The organism is Lacinutrix undariae, from assembly GCF_052934785.1.
The window spans coordinates 3,183,628-3,200,827 of the sequence record NZ_CM128809.1 but is presented as its reverse complement, the minus strand read 5'-3'; the positions used below and the strand labels follow the sequence as shown (position 1 = coordinate 3,200,827).

The 17,200-nt window shown below is 33.7% G+C and carries 18 protein-coding genes; 6 read left to right on the top strand and 12 right to left on the bottom strand.

What is annotated here, in order from left to right; genetic code table 11:
* Nucleotides 1–125 precede the first annotated feature (125 nt).
* Both ACU4C5_RS14430 and ACU4C5_RS14425 read right to left on the bottom strand, forming a co-directional pair.
* Entirely contained in the window at nucleotides 126–1,463 is a 1,338-nt protein-coding gene (locus ACU4C5_RS14430; RefSeq protein ID WP_446844915.1) for a ferredoxin reductase family protein, read from the bottom strand.
* A 144-nt stretch (nucleotides 1,464–1,607) separates the two neighbouring features.
* Entirely contained in the window at nucleotides 1,608–2,354 is a 747-nt protein-coding gene (locus tag ACU4C5_RS14425; RefSeq protein ID WP_446844914.1) for a nitroreductase family protein, read from the bottom strand.
* Between the two features lie 302 nt (nucleotides 2,355–2,656).
* Between ACU4C5_RS14425 and ACU4C5_RS14420 the strand changes: the two genes are divergently transcribed.
* On the top strand, nucleotides 2,657–3,697 hold the full coding sequence (locus ACU4C5_RS14420) for a sensor histidine kinase (RefSeq protein WP_446844913.1): 1,041 nt from the start codon (nucleotides 2,657–2,659) through the stop codon (nucleotides 3,695–3,697).
* Entirely contained in the window at nucleotides 3,687–4,394 is a 708-nt protein-coding gene (locus ACU4C5_RS14415) for a LytR/AlgR family response regulator transcription factor (protein ID WP_446844912.1), read from the top strand. Before ACU4C5_RS14420 ends, ACU4C5_RS14415 begins: the two co-directional genes overlap by 11 nt.
* 104 nt (nucleotides 4,395–4,498) lie before the next feature.
* Here ACU4C5_RS14415 and ACU4C5_RS14410 read toward each other — a convergent pair whose 3' ends face one another.
* The 4 genes from ACU4C5_RS14410 to ACU4C5_RS14395 all read right to left on the bottom strand — a co-directional run bounded on the left by ACU4C5_RS14410 (nucleotide 4,499) and on the right by ACU4C5_RS14395 (nucleotide 7,604).
* Nucleotides 4,499–5,359 carry an SDR family oxidoreductase gene (locus ACU4C5_RS14410; protein ID WP_446844911.1) on the bottom strand — a complete coding sequence of 287 codons (861 nt, stop codon included), beginning with the start codon at nucleotides 5,357–5,359 and terminating at the stop codon, nucleotides 4,499–4,501.
* Between the two features lie 53 nt (nucleotides 5,360–5,412).
* On the bottom strand, nucleotides 5,413–5,964 hold the full coding sequence (locus ACU4C5_RS14405; protein WP_446844910.1) for a TetR/AcrR family transcriptional regulator: 552 nt from the start codon (nucleotides 5,962–5,964) through the stop codon (nucleotides 5,413–5,415).
* Between the two features lie 131 nt (nucleotides 5,965–6,095).
* Nucleotides 6,096–6,461: a VF530 family protein gene (locus tag ACU4C5_RS14400; RefSeq protein ID WP_446844909.1), complete on the bottom strand. Its 366-nt coding sequence runs from the start codon at nucleotides 6,459–6,461 to the stop codon at nucleotides 6,096–6,098.
* 414 nt (nucleotides 6,462–6,875) lie between these two features.
* Nucleotides 6,876–7,604: an SDR family oxidoreductase gene (locus ACU4C5_RS14395; protein WP_446844908.1), complete on the bottom strand. Its 729-nt coding sequence runs from the start codon at nucleotides 7,602–7,604 to the stop codon at nucleotides 6,876–6,878.
* A gap of 145 nt (nucleotides 7,605–7,749) precedes the next feature.
* Here ACU4C5_RS14395 and ACU4C5_RS14390 point away from each other — a divergent pair, with 145 nt between their 5' ends.
* The gene (locus ACU4C5_RS14390; RefSeq protein WP_446844907.1) at nucleotides 7,750–8,640 is read left to right on the top strand and encodes a LysR family transcriptional regulator; all 891 of its coding nucleotides are present in this window, start codon (nucleotides 7,750–7,752) and stop codon (nucleotides 8,638–8,640) included.
* Between the two features lies 1 nt (nucleotide 8,641).
* Here the strand turns inward: ACU4C5_RS14390 and ACU4C5_RS14385 are convergent, their stop codons facing one another.
* From ACU4C5_RS14385 to ACU4C5_RS14360, 6 genes are all read right to left on the bottom strand, one after another.
* On the bottom strand, nucleotides 8,642–9,748 hold the full coding sequence (locus tag ACU4C5_RS14385) for an MBL fold metallo-hydrolase (protein WP_446844906.1): 1,107 nt from the start codon (nucleotides 9,746–9,748) through the stop codon (nucleotides 8,642–8,644).
* Between the two features lie 207 nt (nucleotides 9,749–9,955).
* A complete protein-coding gene (locus tag ACU4C5_RS14380; RefSeq protein WP_446844905.1) occupies nucleotides 9,956–10,213 on the bottom strand; it encodes a DUF6952 family protein in 258 nt (85 codons plus the stop codon).
* Entirely contained in the window at nucleotides 10,194–10,508 is a 315-nt protein-coding gene (locus tag ACU4C5_RS14375) for a thioredoxin family protein (protein ID WP_446844904.1), read from the bottom strand. Before ACU4C5_RS14375 ends, ACU4C5_RS14380 begins: the two co-directional genes overlap by 20 nt.
* A 68-nt stretch (nucleotides 10,509–10,576) precedes the next feature.
* The gene (locus ACU4C5_RS14370; protein WP_446844903.1) at nucleotides 10,577–11,215 is read right to left on the bottom strand and encodes a peroxiredoxin; all 639 of its coding nucleotides are present in this window, start codon (nucleotides 11,213–11,215) and stop codon (nucleotides 10,577–10,579) included.
* Nucleotides 11,216–11,352: 137 nt separating this feature from the next.
* Nucleotides 11,353–13,038 carry a Na+/H+ antiporter NhaC family protein gene (locus ACU4C5_RS14365; RefSeq protein ID WP_446844902.1) on the bottom strand — a complete coding sequence of 562 codons (1,686 nt, stop codon included), beginning with the start codon at nucleotides 13,036–13,038 and terminating at the stop codon, nucleotides 11,353–11,355.
* Between the two features lie 114 nt (nucleotides 13,039–13,152).
* Entirely contained in the window at nucleotides 13,153–14,352 is a 1,200-nt protein-coding gene (locus tag ACU4C5_RS14360) for an aminotransferase class I/II-fold pyridoxal phosphate-dependent enzyme (protein ID WP_446844901.1), read from the bottom strand.
* Nucleotides 14,353–14,523: 171 nt separating this feature from the next.
* On the opposite strand from ACU4C5_RS14360, the gene ACU4C5_RS14355 reads away from it, so the two are divergent.
* The 3 genes from ACU4C5_RS14355 (at nucleotide 14,524) to lpdA (ending at nucleotide 17,147) form a co-directional block, all read left to right on the top strand.
* Nucleotides 14,524–14,982 (top strand): Lrp/AsnC family transcriptional regulator, encoded by a 459-nt coding sequence (locus tag ACU4C5_RS14355; protein ID WP_446844900.1) that lies wholly within the window; start codon nucleotides 14,524–14,526, stop codon nucleotides 14,980–14,982.
* Nucleotides 14,983–14,994: 12 nt separating this feature from the next.
* On the top strand, nucleotides 14,995–15,621 hold the full coding sequence (locus ACU4C5_RS14350) for a CPBP family intramembrane glutamic endopeptidase (protein ID WP_446844899.1): 627 nt from the start codon (nucleotides 14,995–14,997) through the stop codon (nucleotides 15,619–15,621).
* A gap of 125 nt (nucleotides 15,622–15,746) precedes the next feature.
* Entirely contained in the window at nucleotides 15,747–17,147 is a 1,401-nt protein-coding gene (gene lpdA, locus ACU4C5_RS14345; RefSeq protein WP_446844898.1) for a dihydrolipoyl dehydrogenase, read from the top strand.
* Nucleotides 17,148–17,200: the final 53 nt, after the last annotated feature.

The window sequence follows — 17,200 nt, the reverse complement described above, 5'->3', positions numbered from 1 at the left end:
GATGTTCTAACATTTGTCAATTTTTTTCACACTGAAAAAATCATAGAAAAATGTATGTTCGCCTTTACCTGATTTCCCTTCGTTAATGATTAAATAAAGTTTTATTCGCTAGCCTTTCAAAAACATTAGCGCATTTCAAATAATTCTTGATGAAATTTTGAATGAAATCCATTTTGATTAAAGTCTTTCTTTATTGATTTTCCCATTTTTGAAGGACCACAAAACCAAACACTTGCAGATTTCCAGTCCAAAACAGCATTTCGGATATGTTCTCCTGAAATTAGAGCTGATTTAGAAGTTTCAAATACATGTAAATTGATGTTGGCTTCTGCTGAGACTTGCTCTAACTTTTTCTTAAAATCAACATCTAATTTAAAAGCGGAGTAGAAAAAATCAATTTTTTGCTTATTGTCCAGTTGTGCTAAACGCTCCATTCTAGCTAAAAAAGGCGTGATACCTACACCACCAGCGATCCAAATTTGACTTTCTTTTTTGTCGTTAAACGTAAAATTACCATAAGCACCTTCAAGCACTATCGCATCGCCTATTTTTAATTTATTAGCCAAATTATTAGTATAACCTCCAAGCGCCTTAATTGTAAAGCTGATATTTTTGGTTTTTGGATCCCAAGCCGAACTGATTGTAAAAGGATGGTGCGGCTCTTTTTTTTCAAATTTTAAAAATGCAAACTGCCCTTCATTATGGCCTTTCCATGTATCGCTTTTTACTATTAATTCAAACATATTCATATCTGGATATGTGTTAATAGACTGAATAGCACCTTGAGACTTTTGTTTCTTGCCCACTTGACCGAAAAGAACAATAAACGAAGAAATGGTTCCTGCTATCATCATAATTGCCATTGTTATACCAATGGGCTCCGTCCAATAATCTATATACATTAGTGCAAACGCATGAAAAACTAAGGCCAAATAAATTACTGCCATGGCAATGTGAGTTTTTGCAAAAAAACGATACGGTATCTTCTTTAGTAATGCCATAACTAGAAACAGCACCGTTACATAAAAAGCGTATTCACCTACTTGAATCGCCAGAGATTCAATTGATTCCAAAAACTCTTCAAATGCGCTAGGTTCAACTAAGGACACAGTAGCACCAGAGGTAGCATCTAAAATTATTAGTCTATCTAAATACAACCACCATTCTGGTAATTTTGACACTAACCAGTGTAATATAGAAAAGGAGAATGCAAGAATACCAAGCCACTTGTGCAGACGGTAAATTTTATCAAGTCCGCCCAAGTGTTTCTCCAGCCACAGGGGACGCGTTGCCAATAGCATAGAAAAAGTCATAGCAGAAAAGGCAATAATTCCGGTATATTGATCCAAACTCTTAGTAAACAAGTTAGAATCAAACGGAATATACAGCAGTGTATTTGTCAAAAACCAAATTATGGTGATAAGCGTAATTGATATGGCGAGTGATCGTTTTATTTTATTCATACAAGCTTTCCAATTTGATTAGAACTTCCTGGTATTAAGATTATTTTCATTTTGGGAATTTACTTTAGGTAATAAAAATTTTATTAAAAAAAATGTAGAGGAAACTTATGAATAACCTCTACATACTAATAAAAAAACTTTTAATTAAAGTTCAATAATTACATCTTCTTTTGCCATTCGTGCTTTAGGCAATTTACGGTTGTAATCTTTTCCATCGTTGTGATAACCTATTGCTAAAGCAAAAGTACATTCGTAATCAGCTCCTAACTCTTTGGCAAATTCTTTTTGAATTTCATCGGCATTTACGCCTTCCATTGGAGTAGAATCGATATTTAAGCGTGCTAATGTGTGCAATACGTTACCCAAAGCAATGTAAGATTGCGCTTTTGTCCAATGACTATTGTTTCCGTTTTCATCAGCCACCATTTCAGCAAATCCGAATGCTTTTGTTAGCATGTTATCATACCCTTTTTGATTCATACGTCCAGCCGCCATACTAGCGTCTAATCGCTTTTTGAAATCCTCTTTGCTATAATGCACTTTATTTGCAAAAAGAATAATTTCTGAAGCGTTTGTAGCATGTGGTTGATTAAATTTATACTTTTTAAAGGTACTTGCGAAACGTTGTTTTGCTTCGTCACTTTTAATAACGATAAATTTCCAAGGTTGTGAGTTGATAGAGGAAGGCGATAAGCGCAATACTTCTTCTATTGTTGCCACATCTTCGGCTGAAATGCGTTTTGTTTTATCGTATGCTTTTGATGTATAGCGATTGCTTAAATCTTGGATAATTTGATTCCCAACAGCATCTTTTGTTGTTTCTCCTTTTTGTGTACAGGCTCCTAAAATTCCTGCGACAACTGCCAAGATTAAAATTGTTTTTTTCATCATTTATTTTTTTTAAATATTAGTTTTAAGATTACATTCCAAAAGAATGGTTAAAAATCCTTGTGTATACTAACTACTAGTCCTTAGCTTTGCTGCGCTGCAAGGCTAATTATAAAAGGTAAATGGGTTTTAAAGTGTTTAATTACACACAAAATACTTTGGTTTTATGGGGCAAAAGTAGCATGCAAGATTTGTTAATGTTGGAATTTTATGACCAATTAAAGTCATCAAATGACGAATTGAACTCATCATTTTTTTTGCCTTTTTCTGAGTTAAAATTGGTTATTTTGTATATAAATTGGGTTATGAATAAATATGTAAGTAAAATAATAGAAAATAAGTGGTCGCAAGAGCTATTTATTTTACTTAGTTCGTTTGTGCTTTTTACCCTAAACGATTGGATATTAATTCATAATTGGCGAAGCTTATTTACAGGGTTTTGCTATTTTTTATTGCTTTACATTCACGCACAAATAAATCGCGCATTTTTATTACCTTTTCTATTAAAAAAGCAAAAACCGCTATTATATATTTTAACAAGTATTGGGTTGTTGGCTATTTTTACAGTAATAACGTATCATGCGGTTACCATTTGGATTTACAAAAACTGCTTTCTGTATAAATCTATTGCTCAAAAAAGCTATACGTACCAAGCAGGAACTTTAATGGTAAGTTTAATCTGTATTGTTTCTATTGGTTTAATATTCAAATTTTACCGAAATAGTAAGCGAGAAGATAATGAAAAGCTGCTGAGTAAAAATGCACAGTTATCGTCTTTAAAAGAACAATTAAATCCGCATTTTTTATTCAATACTTTTAATACCTTGTATGGTATTAGTTTAAAATATCCAGATCGCGTGCCAGATTTAATTATGCACACGTCGCAATTAATGCGTTACCAATTAGAATGTAGCGATGTATCTACTGTAGTTTTAGAAGAAGAAATTGAATTTTTAAAAAGCTATGTTGAACTTGAAAAAGAACGTGTTGGTTACCGATGTGATATTAGTTTTAATAGTGCTATAGACCACCCAAATGCATATAAAATTGCACCAATGATGCTGATTGTTTTTGTTGAAAATGCGTTTAAACACGGAACCGCTTCCGCAGAAAAATGCTTTGTAAACATTACAATTGATGCAAAAGATGGTCAGTTATCTTTTGTGGTGAAAAATAGCATACCGAAAAAGAAAAGAAAAATAGATTCGACTAAAATTGGACTTAAAAACACCTTAAAACGTTTGGCTTTAATTTATCATAAACATCATACCATTAAAATAACCGAAGAAGATGAATTTTTAGTTCATTTAAGCATCAACTTAACAGCGAAGCAGAATGACAAATAAAATAAGATGCATTATAGTTGATGATGAACCTGCAGCGCATTATGTGCTTTCAAATTACATTAGTAAAAATCCCTTTTTGTCGTTAGAACACCAGCTATATAATGGGTTAGAAGCTATGGAATATCTTACAAATAACCCTGTAGATTTAATGTTTTTAGATATTGATATGCCAGAAGTTACAGGTATGGAATTGCTAAAAACATTACCCAATAAACCAAAAACCATTTTAACCACAGCGTATAGCGAATATGCACTGCAGAGTTATGATTATGGTGTTATAGATTACTTGTTGAAGCCTATTTTTTACCCAAGGTTTTTAAAAGCCATAGCACATTTTAAGGATAAAAGTGCTATTGAGACTAGTTCAGAACCAAAAGAAGAAGCAAAAGACATCTGTCTTAAAATTGGTAGCGATATGGTTTCTATTGTATTAGACGATATTCTTTTTACACAAAGCTACGGGAACTACGTAAAAGTGTACACAATGAAACGCACGTATGTAGCAACCATTACTACAACCGAACTTGAAAATCAATTGCCATCTACATTATTCATTCGTTCTCATAAATCGTATATCGTAGCCATTAACAAGGTGAAAGCAATAGATAAAGATTGTTTGCTAGTTCAGCAAAGACAAATTCCTATTGGGATTACTTATAAGCGAGAAATAATGGAAACGTTGAACAATCTTGGATGAATATAATTTATATATATGAATTATATCGTGCTATTTTATTATCAAACAAAACCCACAATACAGTTGTAAAGTGGGTTTAAAGTTTTAAAGAAGAAGTTCTAAAATTAAAGGAAACTCGCTCTTACTTCGGCAACTAATTTAGTACCATCTGGATCTGCTTTTGTTTTAAGATTCGTAAAATCTTCCGCCCATTTTGAGGTACGTATACGTAAAGGCGGGTGGTTATTTTGTGCCACTTGTAAAGCTACGGTTGCGACTTCTAATCCGGTTTGATACAATGAGACTTCGCTTAATTTTGATCTTTTTTCAATTCCAGCCATGTATTGATCAAAAATAGGCGCGTACTCACCAGTTGCCAATTGTCCTTCGGTTACCGTTTTACCAATGGCTGAGGTCATAAATTCAGTAGAGATTCCTCCAGGTTCTACGCAAGAAATTTTAATATTAAACGGATCGCTAACATAGGTTGCTAAGGCTTCCATAAAGCCTTCTACAGCAAATTTAGCACCACAATACAGCTCGTTAAAAGGTTGACCAACCAAACCACCAACAGATGTAATACTAATTATTTGTCCCGATTTTTGTTTGCGCATGTATGGTAAAACAGCCTGTGTGCAATACACCACACCAAGGTAGTTAACGTCTGTGACCCATTTTATTTCGGCTTGGGTTGCTTGTTCAGTTGTTTTTGCAAAACCTGCACCAGCGTTATTCAAAAGGAGATCTATTTTTCCATCGTTTGTAATAATGGTATCTACTGCTGCTTTTATAGTTTCTGTTTTTGTAACGTCTAATGGCAGTAAATGGATGTCTAAATTATCGTTTTCAATTTGCGCTTTTAATTTTGTGGCTTTGTCTAGGTTTCGCATGGTAGCGTAGACCTTAAAATTATTTTTAGCAAATAGAATAGCGCTTTCAAAACCTACTCCTGTGGATGTTCCTGTAATTAAAATATTTTTTTTCATAATTGCGTTTTATTGGAGTGAATGTTCATTCCAAATTAATGATAAATTTTTTTTTATGCTTTTATTGCATCCCAAAGCATGTGCATTTGGTTGCTAAGTGATGTTTTGGTGTGGGTATTCTGATTAAAATACCAACGTAAATAGGCTAAAATAGAGCCACCAATAAACATTAATATTTCATCCATATTTATGGCTTTAATATGGCTATCTTCTTGTCCTTTTGTTAGTAAATTGCAAACTGGAATAATAGATTTTCCGCCTTCGTTTCTACTGTCTTCTGTAATAATAGGGGAGGCTTGCAGTTGTTCCATAAATTTAAAATAGGTAGGATTGGCTATAAAAAAATCAATCATAGCTGTGCAGTAGGTTTCAAATTGCGTTTGAATAGATTTTTTAGCGTCAAACTCTAAAAACAGGTCTTTTTCTTCGTGTTTTATACGAACGTATATAGCGTTAATTAGCTCTTCTTTATTTGGGAAATAGTTGTAAATCGTACCCATTCCTGTGCCTGCTGCTTTAGCAATAGCAGACATTGGTGTATTGTGTACGCCTTTTTGAGTTAATAGCGTAATGGCAGCAGATAGTATGGCTTCTTTTTTATTCACGAGGCAAAGATATGTGTTTTGGAATGATTATTCCAAAAGTTTAACTTTATTTTAATTATTGGGTTTTGGGTTGGGTTTTAATATGCTGTTGCGTCTAATTGCTTAGCAGATGTAACAACCTTAGTAAAGGTTTATTTTTTTAGTATTTTATCTTGCGCTCTTTTTCTTTCTACCATTTCCAAATAGATATCCTCAACATGTTCTCGTGCCCAAGTGGTGCGTCTTAAAAAACCGAGACTTGATTTCATGGTAGGATTGTATATAAAACAGCGAAGATTGGTGCGATCGCCCAAATATTCCCAACCATAATGTGTGACTAAACGCTCTAATATTTGTGCTAGTTTTACACCGTGAAATGGGTTGTCTAACTGCTCTTGAGTCGCTTGTTTTCTTATACGTTTGGTTGGTTTGTCTTCATTGGTATTGTTATCCAACAATTTATCTGGTTGCACCTGTTTATTAGTCTGCTCGCTTTTGTTACTATTTTGTTTGTCCATTATTGGTGTATGGCTTGTGGTGTTTATTTTATTCTTTTATAAGGTCGCAAAAGTTGATACGTTATCTATCGTTGCAAGTTTACGAGATTTTGGGAGTTTTTCTGTATCTGTGATTACAAATGTGATGTTTTTGTTATCTGTAGCTCATTTTTTAATATTGGATGTTCTTTTAAGACTCATGCGTTTGGTTTGCTCGTCTGTTTTATATGGCTACAAAAATAATTAAAATGTTGAGTTTTGGCCGCGTCGAGAAAGTTGTTTTATGTTTGTATTCCGGGAATTACAAGTTGCTTTTAAGTAGGAGGGTGGCTGGTTTTTTAATACGATAGATAAGAGTTAAAAAAAAAAACAGCAGTATAAAGCCAAAGGTGTATTGGATTTATACTGCTATTTTAATTTGTATGTAAATGTAAATTAAGCGTCTTGCATGGTGTCTGAAATAATTATTTCACGTAATAAAACGGCTTGTGGTAATTGGTATGCAAATTTTATGGTGTTTGCTACATCAGCCGCTGTGATATTTATAGCACCCAAATTTTGATTCCAATCGTTATAATCATCGATTATAGATTTGTCGGTTGTATGTCCTAATAATTCCGTTTTCACTGCTCCAGGCTCTATAGAAATAACCCTAACGTTATAAGGTGATAACTCTAATCGTGCGGTTTGTGTTAAACCTCTAACGCCAAATTTACTAGCCGCATATGCTGCGTGATTTTCAAATGCTTGTATCCCAGCCATAGAAGAAAGATTTATAATAGTACCGCTTTTGCGCGTTTTCATTTTTTGTATTACTGCAGACATTCCGTTCATAACACCAAGAATATTGACGTCTAGCATTTTTTTCCATTCCGCAGGATCTTGTGTTGTTATATCTCCTAAAAGCATTACTCCTGCATTGTTTACAAGCAAATCGGTTTCACCATAAATTGCTTCCGCTTCAGCGATAACTTTTTCAAAATTTTCTTTGTTGGTAACGTCCAATTTTCGGCATAACGTATTCGGTAAGTGTAAAGCCTCCATTTTTTCAACTCTTCTTGCTAATAATAAAAGCGGATACCCATCTTTAGAAAATGCTTTCGCCATTTCTAATCCAAATCCTGAACTTGCTCCTGTGATTACGATAAGTTTTTTAGTTTCCATACTATGTTTTTGTTATAATAAATATTAATGATAATTTTGATTTTTGAATTTTAACGGAAGTGTTTTAGATTCAATACAAAGATAAGCTAGCAAAAAACGACATCAAAATACTATGTTTTTATATTTATCATAATTTAAATTTATAATGGAAGAACGTCTTTTAAAATTTTTTGTAGCGGTTTACGAAGAGCAGAATTTAACTCGAGCAGCAGAAAAATGCTTTGTATCACAGCCTAATATTTCTAACGGAATAAAGCAGCTGGAAGAAAAGATGTGTAAGAATCTTTTTAGAAGACATAAAAGAGGTGTGGAATTAACTAACGAAGCACATTATTTATATCCTATTGCTAAGCGCTTGTTAGGGGAATTAAAAGAATTACCAGACTTATTTTTGAAGCAAGATTTAACCAACGAAGTTACTATTGGTGTTGCAGATAGTTTACCACAAGAGTATAAATTGCAATTTTTTAAAACAGCGACTCGTTTAAACACTTCTGTGTTGTGGAATGTAAATACAATAGGACGAGGAAATGAAGTGAATTTATTAGTGCGGGAATGGAAAGATGAAGAAGATTTATTTCTGCCCATTTGGAAAGAAAATTACGTATTATGTATCCCCAATGGTCATTCTCTTTTAGAAAAAGATGACATTGATTTAGTGGAAGATTTAAAAGGTGAAAATTTTATACATTGTCCGCCTTGTGAAGCGCATAAACAATGTATTTCTATTCTTAATTTTTCTAATCAAACGGTGAATACAGTTGGAAATTGTTCGACTAAAACTGAAACCTTAACACTTTTAATGGCGGGATTGGGGTTGACCTTTTTACCAGAATATTTTATTGATGGTTGGTATGGTTTTGAAACCAGACCATATAATGGTCCGGTTTATTATAGAGAAGTAGGTTTGGCCTATTCGCGTAACAGTTTACAAAATCCTGCAATTGCTAAAATGGTAAATCATTTTTCTAAGAATGAATTAAAAGGCAATAAGTTTAGTGACTTGGGGAGTTATAAAAAAGTGCAGACTAAATAGGTTATAGGTCTTTCCACCAATTGGTATAGTTGTTAACAGAATCTTTTACGATTATATTTTGACCAATAGTAGGTGTGATTACTTTTAAATTTAAGGTTTCGGCTTTAGCTTTTACACGATTAATAGGATCTGTCCACTCGTGTAACGCCAATTTAAAACCTGCCCAATGTATTGGCATTATTTTTTTTGCCTGTACATCTATTCCTGCTTGTGCTGTTTCTTCAGGCATCATATGAATATCAGACCACATGTCATTGTATTGTCCGCATTCCATTAAAGCCAAATCAAAAGGGCCATATTTTTCTCCAATTTCTTTAAAATGTGAAGCGTAGCCACTATCTCCACTAAAGTAGATATTTTCAGTTTTAGATTGAATCACCCAAGAGCTCCATAATGTGCTTTGTCCATTATTTAGTTTTCTACCAGAAAAATGTTGCGCAGGCGTACATACTAGGTTTAAACTCTCTAGTTTTACCTCTTGCCACCAATCTAATTCGGTTATTTTATTTGAAGGTATTTTCCATGCTTTTAAATGCGTTCCAACGCCTAACGGTACATAAAAATGGTTGGTTTTATCTTTTAGTTTTAAAATGGTTTTATAATCTAAATGATCGTAATGATCATGCGAAAAAATGACAGCATCAATTTTAGGAAGTTTTTCTATTTCTAACGGGAATGTTTCATTAAAGCGATTTCCTCCAAGGATGTCTATGGGGGCAGCAACTTTACCAAACATAGGATCTAGTAAAATAGTTTTATCTTCAATTTGTAATAAAAATGATGAATGGCCAAACCAAATCATTCGTGCTTCCCCTTTATAATTAGCAATAGTATCAGCATTTACTTTTGTTGTTTTTAAGTCGGCTTTAGGTCTTCCGTTAGGCACTTTTGTTGTAAAAAACGTATAGGCTAGTTTGGCTGTTTCAGAAGCGCTTAAATCTTTAGGAACAGGATTTGTGTTGTTAAACTTTCCATTATTAAACTGTTTGGACTTTGCGTAAGCTTCCTTTTGTTCTTTTGAAATATCTCCACCAAAACTCGGGTAGAAGTTTGTAAAAACAAGGTATGTGATTACCAATAATGCTATTATTATAAGTGTTGTTATCATTATTCGTTTTAAATTTTTTTTAATCATTTTGTATGATCTGCTATTGTTTTTTGTTTACTCGCTTTTAGGTGGGGAGATTTAAACGCAAAAAGAGAACCTATATAATAGGTGTTATGTTTAAATTATATATAGTTGTCTGTTTTTATTCTTTAAACAAAAAACACCTTGCTTTCGCAAAGTGTCTTTTTTTATAAAACTCTTCTTTTTCTATTTATCTATAGATCCTAAAACACGTTTCATAAACGTATTTAAAGCTTCTTTTTGTGGCGTTCCTTCTTTAATCATTTTATTCACTTCCATTGCGCCATACATATTAGAGATTAGCTCTCCAATAACGTCTAATTCTTCATCTTTAAGCGAAGATACTTCGGTTAAAGCTTCTAAGGTTTCAATAGTTTCTACTACGAAATCTTCGTCATTTTCTTCAATAAATTGCGTTAAATGCTTAATTACCGGTAACTTCATCTACTAATGTTTTTAGAACGTCAAATTTATTTGTTTGTACTTGATCTACAAAATCTCCTTTTTTAAAGGTTGCAAAAGTTGGTAAGTTATCTACCGTTGCAAGTTTACGAGATTCTGGGAATTTTTCTGCATCTGCGATTACAAATGTGATGTTTTCATTTTCTGTAGCCAATTTTTTAAATTTTGGCTTCATAATTCTACAGTTACCACACCAAGTTGCTGAGTATTGCACTACTACAGTATCGTTGTTGTTTATAAGGTCTTGTAGGTTGTCTTCTGTTAATTCTTGTACCATGATGTGTGTTGTTTTTTAAGACTCAAATCCTGAATGAAAACATTCAGAATTTGAGATCTAAATATAATTTAGTGAGATGCTAAGTAAGCTGCTGTTCCTTTAGCGTCAGGAGACATTGCGTCTTTTCCTTCTTCCCAGTTAGCAGGACAAACTTCACCATTTTTTTGTACGTGAGTTAATGCGTCTACTAAACGTAAGTATTCACCAACATTTCTACCTAATGGCATGTTGTTAATGCTCTCGTGTTGTACAACACCATCTTCATCAATAATGTAAGTTGCTCTGTAAGTTACATTGTCTCCTTCAACTTGTACAGTTCCAGTTTCTTCATCATATACTTCGTTTTTGATATCTAAGATTCCTAAAACGCTAGATAAGTTTCTGTTACTATCTGCAAGAATTGGGTAAGTTACACCTTCAATTCCACCGTTATCTTTTGCTGTGTTTAACCAAGCAAAATGCACTTCTGGTGTGTCACAAGATGCTCCAATTACAATTGTGTTACGTTTTTCAAACTCAGCAACTGCTGCTTGAAATGCGTGTAATTCTGTTGGGCATACGAAAGTAAAATCTTTAGGGTACCAAAATAATACTACTTTTTTCTTGTTGTTAACTGCTTCTTCAAGAACGTTTACTTTAAAAGTATCGCCCATTTCGTTCATTGCGTCAACGTTTAAATCTGGGAATTTTTTTCCTACAAATGCCATGTGTTTTATATTTTAATTATTATTAGTTTTCTGTACTACAAATATACAACACAAGACGCATTTTGGGTGTTATGGTAATCTTAATTTTTTATGAAGCAATAGGTTTTAGCTATGGTGAAATAAAAAAAGAATAGTTTTTAGCTATTTATTGGTTTTTTTGCTGAAATCATTCTGATTTTTAGACTTAAAGCAGCGAATAATAAAGTCATGAACGGACTTAACCAGTTGAAGATGGCGTAAAAGAAATATTCGGCAACACCAACCCCTAAAACACCACTTTGGTAAGCTCCACAAGTGTTCCAAGGAATTAATACAGAAGTTACGGTTCCTGAGTCTTCTAGTGTTCGGCTTAAATTTTCGGGAGCTAAGCCTTTATCTTCATAGGCTTTTTTAAACATTTTCCCTGGAATTACAATTGCTAAATATTGATCGGAAGCAATAGCATTTAACCCTAAACAACTAATTACGGTACTTGTAAATAACCCGAATACCGAAGTTGCGATAGATAGTAATGCTTTTGTAATACGAGATAGTGCACCAATACCATCCATAATTCCTCCAAAAATCATGGCACATATAATAAGGAAGATGGTCCATAACATACCTTCCATACCGCCGGCGTTAAATAATTTTTTCAGTTTATCAATTGTTAAAAGTCGACTTAAACTATCTGTTTTTGTAGCTAAAGTTGTTGCATCGTAATTTTGGTTTTCAAATACCTGAGCGAGTTGCGTGTTTGTAAAGCTTTTTTCGATATCACTATCGGCATCAAAAAGAGGTGCTAAATCTTTATTAGAGTTGATGGCTTTTAGGTCGTTTTCCGTTAAGGTTTCTAAATATTTAGCATCATCAATAGGAATGTTTGTATCTGTAAGTACAGCATTTATAATGGTTTCAGTTTTAGAATCTGTAATTTGTTCAATCACTGCTCCTTGAAAAATAAAGGCAAAAACAGCTGCAAGTACCACACCAGATCCTAGGGCGATTAATGGTTTTGTTTTTAGTAATATTAACGCAATCACCACCACTGGTACCGTAAATAACCAAGGAGTGATTGTAAAGGTGGTATCAATAGTTTCTAGGATTTGTGATAAATCGGCATTTCCAGAGGTTTCTATTGAAGTACTAATAATTGCGAAAACCACAAGCGTTACCAAAATTGTTGGTACCGTAGTAATTGTCATATATTTTATATGGGTGAATAAATCTGTCCCCGCCATTACAGGAGCAAGGTTAGTGGTGTCACTTAATGGCGACATTTTATCTCCAAAATAAGCACCAGATATTACAGCACCGGCAATCATTCCTGGTGGAATTCCTAGTGCGGTACCAATACCTACTAAAGCGATTCCTACAGTAGCAGAAGTAGTCCATGAACTACCTGTTGCAATGGATATAATTGCACAAATAATTACTGAAGCTGGTAAAAATATAGACGGGCTTAATACTTGTAGTCCATAATATACCATGGCAGGAATAACACCGCTAATAAGCCATGTTCCGGCTAGCGCCCCAACTAAAAACAGAATTAATATAGGCACAAAAACGCTTTTTAGGTTTTCGCCTATTTCTGCCATCATAATTTTTAAAGGCACGCGATTAAAAAAACCAACAACTGCAGCAACTGCACCTCCTAAAATTAGGATAATTTGGTTGGTGTATGCGCCAAACCATTCTTGATCTTCCACAAAAAAGATATTGTAAGCCAACATGCTCATTAATATAATGACTGGAATTAGGGCTTCGAAAAAGCTTAATTCTTTATTATCTATAATATGTTGCGTATCTGCTTTAAATTCTGAAAGGTTTTCGTGGTCTTGCATCTATAAAATTTTGGTATTGTAATGTTACGATTTTCGATTAAGCTATGCAAATACATCTAAAAAGCCCAAACTAAAGGTTTGGGCTATAAGGTTAAGAAATTGTGTTCTTGTAGTTTATAAGATATTTAAAGCCGTCATACAGCTATTCATCATTTGGTAGGTACGTTCAATATCTGCATCCAATCCAATTGAAAAACGAATTAAACCATCGCTTAATCCCATTTCTGCTTGTTCCTCTAAAGGTATTTCTGATGAGGTTGAGCTTCCTGGCGCAGAGAATAATGTTTTATAAAAGCCTAAACTCACAGCTAAATAGCCTAAGTTTTTTTCTTGCATTAATTCCATTAAAGCGTTGGCGTTTTCAGACGACCCCACATCTATAGTTAGCATCCCACCAAAACCATACTTTTCATTCATCATGTTTTTAAACATTTGATGCGATGGATGAGATTTTAAGCCAGGATAAACTGTTTTTAAACCATCTGCTTCAAATTTTTCGGCTAAATAACTCGCATTATAGCTGTGTTGTTGCATGCGAATATGTAGGGTTCTTAGGTTTTTTAATACAGAAGCCGCACGTAAACTATCCATTGTAGATCCTAAAAGCATACTTGCGCCGCTGTTAACATTACGTAAGTCGTTAATAAATTCTTGTGTACCACAAACCACACCACCAACCGTATCACTAGATCCGTTGATGAATTTTGTTAAACTATGAATCACCACATCGGCACCAAATTTTACAGGAGAAATTGATAAAGGAGAAAAGGTGTTATCTACAACCAATTTTAGGTTGTGTTTTTTTGCAAGTTGAGACAAACCTTCAATATCTGCCACTTCAAGTAAAGGATTACTTACAGATTCGCAGTACAATACTTTAGTATTTTTAGTAATTGCCGCTTCTACCACCTCTAATTTTGTAATATCTACAAAAGAGGTCTCCACATTAAAACGCGGCATAAAGTTTTTTAAGTAGGCGTAAGTTCCTCCGTAAATTGTTCTGCTAGATACAATATGATCTCCAGCACCACAAATTTGCATTAAAACAGGTGTGATTGCACCCATTCCGGAAGCTGATACATTAGCTGTTTCCGTCCCTTCCATAGCAGCTAGTGCTTCACCTAAATAAAGGTTAGAAGGTGAGGAGTGGCGTGAATATAAATAACAACCATCTGCATTCCCCTCAAAAGTATCAAGCATTGTTTTTGCTGAAATGAACGTATAGGTTGAAGAATCTGAAATTGAAGGGTTAACACCACCAAATTCACCGAAATACTGTAAATCTTGTATATTGTTTGCAGGTTTAAAAGCCATTTTATAACGTGTTTTAATAGTTTATGATGCTGTAAAATTGCTTAAACATTGATAAATAATCAATAGATGATTTTATATTTAGAAAATAAATCTAATAAATTGACATTGCTTAGTTTTATTTGTTTTAATTTATACGATAAATGATATTTAAACGAAAAATTTTCCAAAACCATGCTATTCGATGCTATTGATAAAAAATTACTAGAGTTGCTTCAGCAAGACAGTAAGAAAACTAATAAAGAGTTGTCTTTAAATCTCAATCTATCGGTGACTGCTGTTTATGAGCGTATTAAGAAATTAGAACGCGAAGGTGTGATTGATAAATATGTGGCGCTTGTAAATAAAGAGCATGTAGCGAAGGCTTTTGTTGTGTTTTGTCATATTAAACTCCTACAACATTCTCATACCTATGTGAAGGAATTTGAGCGTGATGTAGCAAATTTAGAAGAAGTTACAGAATGCTTTCATATTAGTGGTGATTATGATTATTTGCTAAAAGTAATGGTGAAAGATATGCAGGCATTTAGGGAATTTATGGTGCATAAATTAACCTCTTTAAATCATATAGGAAGTACGCACAGTATGTTTGCTATGAGTGAAGTTAAACATACCACAGCAATAAGTATTTAATATATTTGTATTATGAAATCAGCCCGTTACAAAAGCATTGAGTTTTTTATTGTATTCATTTTAATTCCAGTCAGTTTTGTGATGAGCTATCCGGTATGGCTTAAATTAAGCTTAAGCGGTTTAGGCTTTTTATACATTTTATTTTTAATTCTGAAGGTAGAAAAGGTATCCTTTAAAATACAGAAAGGTATTGATTGGGTGTCTTTTTGGAAAGTTACAGCCTTAAAATTTGGAGTAATAGCTGTAATCACTTCGTTATTTGTGTTTTTTACAGATCAAACAATGCTATTTGAAATTGTAAGCGTAAAACCGATATTGTGGGTTTTTATCTTGTTTTTTTACAGTGTATTTTCGGTGTATCCTCAAGAGTTATTATACAGAACACTTTATTTTAAACGTTATAAGGATTTGTTTAAGACTGAGTGGCTGTTTGTTTTTGTAAATGCTATTGTGTTTTCGTTAGCGCATTTAATGTTTAAAAACAGCCTAGTCATTTTGATCACTTTTGTAGGCGGTATCCTATTTGCACTCACTTATCTAAAAACAAAATCTACACTTTTAGTGAGTATTGAACATGCTATTTACGGGTGTTGGTTGTTTACAGTTGGGATGGGAGCTATGTTGGGATTTCCAACATAAAAAACAAATTGAAAATTCATTAAAAGTGATTCGCAATTCATCAGACAAATTCGTACTTTTGTTTTAGATATAAATCTTTAGCATTTCAGCGAAAGCGAAATAAATAAAAAACCAAACTACTTTTTATGAGTACATACGATGTAGCCGTTATCGGCTCAGGACCTGGAGGATATGTAGCAGCCATACGTTGCGCACAACTAGGAATGAAAACTGCAATTATCGAAAAATATTCAACACTTGGAGGAACTTGCCTTAATGTAGGGTGTATTCCAAGTAAAGCACTTTTAGACTCGTCTCACCATTATGAAGATGCTATTAAGCATTTTGAGGAGCACGGAATTGATATTCCAGGAGAGATAAAAGTTAATTTAAAACAAATGATTGCTCGTAAACAATCTGTTGTAGACCAAACTACTGGTGGTATTGACTTCTTAATGAAGAAAAATAACATTGATGTATACCAAGGTTTAGGAAGTTTTAAAGACGCCACTCATATTACAATTACAGGAGAAGAGACTACAGAGATTGAAGCAAAACATACTATTATTGCTACAGGATCAAAACCAGCAACATTACCTTTTATCACTTTAGATAAAGACCGTGTTATCACTTCTACTGAAGCTTTAAAACTTAAAGAAATCCCTAAACATTTAGTTGTTATTGGAGGAGGAGTTATAGGATTAGAGTTAGGACAAGTTTACAAACGTCTTGGTGCTGATGTAACTGTAGTGGAATATGCAGACCGTATATTACCTACTATGGATGCAGGTATTTCAAAAGAACTTAATAAAGTTTTAAAGAAACAAAAATTCAAAATGAATACGTCTCACAAAGTAACATCTGTGGAACGCGTTGGTGATGAAGTTATCGTGAAAGCGACTAACAAAAAAGGTGAAGAAGTAGAAATTAAAGGAGATTACTGTTTAGTAGCTGTTGGGCGTCACGCTTATACAGAAGGTTTAAATGCTGAAGCTGCTGGAGTTAAATTAACAGACAGAGGTTTAGTTGATGTAAACGAAAACTTACAAACAAGTGCTTCAAACATCTACGCTATTGGTGATGTTATTAAAGGGGCTATGTTAGCTCATAAAGCTGAAGAAGAAGGAACATTTGTTGCTGAAACTTTAGCAGGACAAAAACCACATATTGATTATAACTTAATCCCAGGAGTTGTTTACACATGGCCAGAAGTTGCTGCAGTTGGTAAAACAGAAGCACAATTAAAAGAAGCTGGTGTAGCATATAAAACAGGACAATTTCCAATGCGTGCTTTAGGTAGAAGCAGAGCGAGTATGGATCTTGATGGTTTTGTGAAAATTCTTGCAGATGAAACTACAGATGAAATTTTAGGAGTACACATGGTAGGAGCTCGTGCCGCAGATATGATTGCAGAAGCAGTTGTAGCTATGGAGTATAGAGCATCTGCAGAAGATGTATCTCGTATGTCTCATGCGCACCCAACATTTACTGAAGCAATTAAAGAAGCGGCTTTAGCTGCAACTGGAGATCGTGCTTTACATATATAATGTAAGTTATCAGTTTATCATATATAAAAAGCGACCAATTTGGTCGCTTTTTT

What these genes read in the sequence shown, in the direction of transcription:
- ACU4C5_RS14430 (WP_446844915.1), bottom strand. Translation starts at nt 1,463, where the DNA reads ATGAATAAAATAAAACGATCACTCGCCATATCAATTACGCTTATCACC.
- ACU4C5_RS14425 (WP_446844914.1), bottom strand. Translation starts at nt 2,354, where the DNA reads ATGATGAAAAAAACAATTTTAATCTTGGCAGTTGTCGCAGGAATTTTA.
- ACU4C5_RS14420 (WP_446844913.1), top strand. Translation starts at nt 2,657, where the DNA reads ATGAATAAATATGTAAGTAAAATAATAGAAAATAAGTGGTCGCAAGAG.
- ACU4C5_RS14415 (WP_446844912.1), top strand. Translation starts at nt 3,687, where the DNA reads ATGACAAATAAAATAAGATGCATTATAGTTGATGATGAACCTGCAGCG.
- ACU4C5_RS14410 (WP_446844911.1), bottom strand. Translation starts at nt 5,359, where the DNA reads ATGAAAAAAAATATTTTAATTACAGGAACATCCACAGGAGTAGGTTTT.
- ACU4C5_RS14400 (WP_446844909.1), bottom strand. Translation starts at nt 6,461, where the DNA reads ATGGACAAACAAAATAGTAACAAAAGCGAGCAGACTAATAAACAGGTG.
- ACU4C5_RS14395 (WP_446844908.1), bottom strand. Translation starts at nt 7,604, where the DNA reads ATGGAAACTAAAAAACTTATCGTAATCACAGGAGCAAGTTCAGGATTT.
- ACU4C5_RS14390 (WP_446844907.1), top strand. Translation starts at nt 7,750, where the DNA reads ATGGAAGAACGTCTTTTAAAATTTTTTGTAGCGGTTTACGAAGAGCAG.
- ACU4C5_RS14385 (WP_446844906.1), bottom strand. Translation starts at nt 9,748, where the DNA reads ATGATAACAACACTTATAATAATAGCATTATTGGTAATCACATACCTT.
- ACU4C5_RS14380 (WP_446844905.1), bottom strand. Translation starts at nt 10,213, where the DNA reads ATGAAGTTACCGGTAATTAAGCATTTAACGCAATTTATTGAAGAAAAT.
- ACU4C5_RS14375 (WP_446844904.1), bottom strand. Translation starts at nt 10,508, where the DNA reads ATGGTACAAGAATTAACAGAAGACAACCTACAAGACCTTATAAACAAC.
- ACU4C5_RS14370 (WP_446844903.1), bottom strand. Translation starts at nt 11,215, where the DNA reads ATGGCATTTGTAGGAAAAAAATTCCCAGATTTAAACGTTGACGCAATG.
- ACU4C5_RS14365 (WP_446844902.1), bottom strand. Translation starts at nt 13,038, where the DNA reads ATGCAAGACCACGAAAACCTTTCAGAATTTAAAGCAGATACGCAACAT.
- ACU4C5_RS14360 (WP_446844901.1), bottom strand. Translation starts at nt 14,352, where the DNA reads ATGGCTTTTAAACCTGCAAACAATATACAAGATTTACAGTATTTCGGT.
- ACU4C5_RS14355 (WP_446844900.1), top strand. Translation starts at nt 14,524, where the DNA reads ATGCTATTCGATGCTATTGATAAAAAATTACTAGAGTTGCTTCAGCAA.
- ACU4C5_RS14350 (WP_446844899.1), top strand. Translation starts at nt 14,995, where the DNA reads ATGAAATCAGCCCGTTACAAAAGCATTGAGTTTTTTATTGTATTCATT.
- lpdA (WP_446844898.1), top strand. Translation starts at nt 15,747, where the DNA reads ATGAGTACATACGATGTAGCCGTTATCGGCTCAGGACCTGGAGGATAT.